At 52.7% G+C, this 3,456-nt stretch carries 1 tRNA gene and 2 rRNA genes; all 3 read left to right on the plus strand.

Annotation, left to right across the window (positions count from 1 at the left end):
- Positions 1 to 36 precede the first annotated feature (36 nt).
- The 3 genes from IE181_RS14475 to IE181_RS14485 all read left to right on the plus strand — a co-directional run bounded on the left by IE181_RS14475 (position 37) and on the right by IE181_RS14485 (position 3,375).
- Positions 37 to 2,780, plus strand: a 23S ribosomal RNA gene (locus IE181_RS14475).
- 81 nt (positions 2,781 to 2,861) lie between these two features.
- Positions 2,862 to 2,976, plus strand: a 5S ribosomal RNA gene (gene rrf, locus IE181_RS14480).
- A 322-nt stretch (positions 2,977 to 3,298) separates the two neighbouring features.
- Positions 3,299 to 3,375: transfer RNA gene (locus IE181_RS14485), tRNA-Met, on the plus strand.
- The last annotated feature ends 81 nt before the right edge of the window (positions 3,376 to 3,456 follow it).

Raw genomic sequence — 3,456 nt, forward strand, 5'->3', positions numbered from 1 at the left:
ATGCTTTCGAGTGTTTATCTCTGGATATGGAGGATTTCTCAAGTGATTTAAGAGCATTTGGTGGATGCCTTGGCGTATGGAGGCGATGAAAGACGTGACAGGCTGCGATAAGCTGTGGTGAGGTGCCAGTAACCTTTGACCCGCAGATTTCTGAATGGGGAAACCCACCCTTCGGGGTATCGTTAACTGAATACATAGGTTAACGAGGCGAACCCGGCGAACTGAAACATCTAAGTAGCCGGAGGAAAAGACATCAACAGAGATTCCCCTAGTAGTGGCGAGCGAACGGGGACCAGGCCAGTGCCTATTCTATTCTAACTGGAACCTTCTGGAAAGTAGGACCGTAGTGGGTGATAGTCCCGTACAGGTGTTGAATAGTTTAGGACTTGAGTAGGGCGGAACACGTGAAATTCTGTCTGAACATGGGAGGACCACCTTCCAAGCCTAAATACTACCATACGACCGATAGTGCACCAGTACCGTGAGGGAAAGGTGAAAAGTACCCCGATGAGGGGAGTGAAATAGAACCTGAAACCGAATGCTTACAAGCAGTCGGAGCATCCTTGTGATGTGACGGCGTACCTTTTGTATAATGGGTCAGTGAGTTAGTCTATCTAGCAAGCCTAAGCCGTTAGGTGTAAGCGCAGCGAAAGCGAGTCTGAATAGGGCGACTGAGTTAGATGGATTAGACCCGAAACCCGGTGATCTAGTTATGGGCAGGTTGAAGGTGCGGTAACACGCACTGGAGGACCGAACCCACGCACGTTGAAAAGTGCGGGGATGACCTGTGACTAGGGGTGAAAGGCCAATCAAACCGGGAGATAGCTGGTTCTCCGCGAAAACTATTTAGGTAGTGCCTCAGGTATTACCTTCGGGGGTAGAGCACTGGATGGATGCGGGGGGCGCGAGCCTTACCAATTCTAACCAAACTCCGAATACCGAAGAGTAGAGCCTGGGAGACAGACTGCGGGTGCTAAGGTCCGTAGTCGAGAGGGAAACAGCCCTGACCGCCAACTAAGGTCCCTAAATCATATCTAAGTGGGAAAGCATGTGAGACGGCCATAACAACCAGGATGTTGGCTTAGAAGCAGCCATCATTTAAAGAAAGCGTAACAGCTCACTGGTCTAAATAAGCTGTCTTGCGGCGAAGATGTACCGGGGCTAAAGATATGTACCGAAGTTGCGGATTTGATCTTATGATCAAGTGGTAGCGGAGCGTTCCGTAAGCCGCTGAAGGTGTGGCGTGAGCCATGCTGGAGGTATCGGAAGCGAGAATGCTGACATGAGTAGCGATAAAGAGTGTGAGAGACACTCTCGCCGAAAGTCCAAGGGTTCCTGCGTAAAGCTAATCTGCGCAGGGTTAGTCGGCCCCTAAGGCGAGGCAGAAATGCGTAGTCGATGGGAATGAGGTTAATATTCCTCAACCTGGTGGGATGTGACGAATTCCGGTAGTTGTACTTCCTTATTGGATTGGAGGTGCAGCGTAGGAGTTCCAGGAAATAGCCCCACCATATAGACCGTACCCTAAACCGACACAGGTGGACAGGTAGAGCATACCAAGGCGCTTGAGAGAACTATGCTGAAGGAACTCGGCAAATTGCCTCCGTAACTTCGGGAGAAGGAGGCCCACCATCGAGGCAACTCTTTGGTGGGGGCACAAAAGAGGGGGTGGCGACTGTTTACTAAAAACACAGGGCTCTGCGAAGTCGCAAGACGACGTATAGGGTCTGACGCCTGCCCGGTGCCGGAAGGTTAAGAGGAGTGGTGAGAGCCGCGAATTGAAGCCCCGGTAAACGGCGGCCGTAACTATAACGGTCCTAAGGTAGCGAAATTCCTTGTCGGGTAAGTTCCGACCTGCACGAATGGCGTAACGACTTCCCCACTGTCTCCAGCATAGACTCAGCGAAATTGAATTCTCCGTGAAGATGCGGAGTACCCGCGGTTAGACGGAAAGACCCCGTGCACCTTTACTACAGCTTCAGAGTGGTATTAGGGACAACATGTGTAGCATAGGTGGGAGGCTTTGAAACCGGGACGCCAGTTCCGGTGGAGCCTAAGGTGAAATACCACCCTTGTTGTTCCTGATACCTAACCACGTCCCGTGAAACCGGGACTGGGACCCTCTGTGGCGGGTAGTTTGACTGGGGCGGTCGCCTCCCAAATGGTAACGGAGGCGCGCGAAGGTAGGCTCAGAACGGTCGGAAATCGTTCGACGAGTGCAATGGCATAAGCCTGCCTGACTGCGAGACTGACAGGTCGAGCAGATACGAAAGTAGGTCATAGTGATCCGGTGGTTCTGTGTGGAAGGGCCATCGCTCAACGGATAAAAGGTACGCCGGGGATAACAGGCTGATACTGCCCAAGAGCTCATATCGACGGCAGTGTTTGGCACCTCGATGTCGGCTCATCACATCCTGGGGCTGGAGCAGGTCCCAAGGGTTTGGCTGTTCGCCAATTAAAGTGGTACGTGAGCTGGGTTTAGAACGTCGTGAGACAGTTCGGTCCCTATCTGCCGTGGGCGCAAGAGACTTGAGAGGAGCTGCCCCTAGTACGAGAGGACCGGGGTGGACGTACCTCTGGTGGACCTGTTGTGGCGCCAGCCGCATTGCAGGGTAGCTATGTACGGACGGGATAACCGCTGAAAGCATCTAAGCGGGAAACCCCCCTCAAGATTAGGTCTCTCTGAGAGCCGTGGAAGACCACCACGTTGATAGGTCAGGTGTGGAAGCGCAGTAATGTGTGAAGCTAACTGATACTAATTGCTCGATAGGCTTGAGAAGCCTCCATAGACAGAGATAAATACTCGGTCTGAAAATCATCTCAGACATGCATACAAACAGCAAGTGACACTCTTGTGTCGATCTGGTGGTTATAGCAAGATTGTCCCACCCGGTCCCATCTCGAACCCGGAAGTGAAAGGTCTTCGCGCCGATGGTACTTCGGCTTAAGCCGCGGAAGAGTAGGTCGCCGCCAGATCTACACAAGAGTGTCAAATAACTTTCTTCACAGTCTCAAAGACACACAAACCGCCTAAAGGGCGGTTTTATCGTCTTTAATAGACTGATACTACGCGGGACCAAGCAGCCCGCCGCTTTGAGGGCTCAGCCCGAAAAGACACGCCGCACAGCAGCCACAGGCTGCCGGCAAAATCGCTACCGGGATAACCCCGGATACATACTTGACGCGGGATGGAGCAGCCCGCCGCTTTAAGGGTTCAGCCCGAAAAGTACGCCGCACAGCAGCCACAGGCTGCCGGCAAAATCGCTACCGGGCGCCATAACCCCGGATACATACTTGACGCGGGATGGAGCAGCCCGGTAGCTCGTCAGGCTCATAACCTGAAGGTCGTAGGTTCAAATCCTACTCCCGCAACCAATAAGTAAAAAGCGTCCCTAACGGGGCGCTTTTTACTTATATGCGCTGTGTTAGAAGCTTTGAACCGTACAAGGTTCGGCC

The organism is Kordiimonas sediminis (assembly GCF_014656395.1).
Classification (GTDB): domain Bacteria; phylum Pseudomonadota; class Alphaproteobacteria; order Sphingomonadales; family Kordiimonadaceae; genus Kordiimonas_A; species Kordiimonas_A sediminis.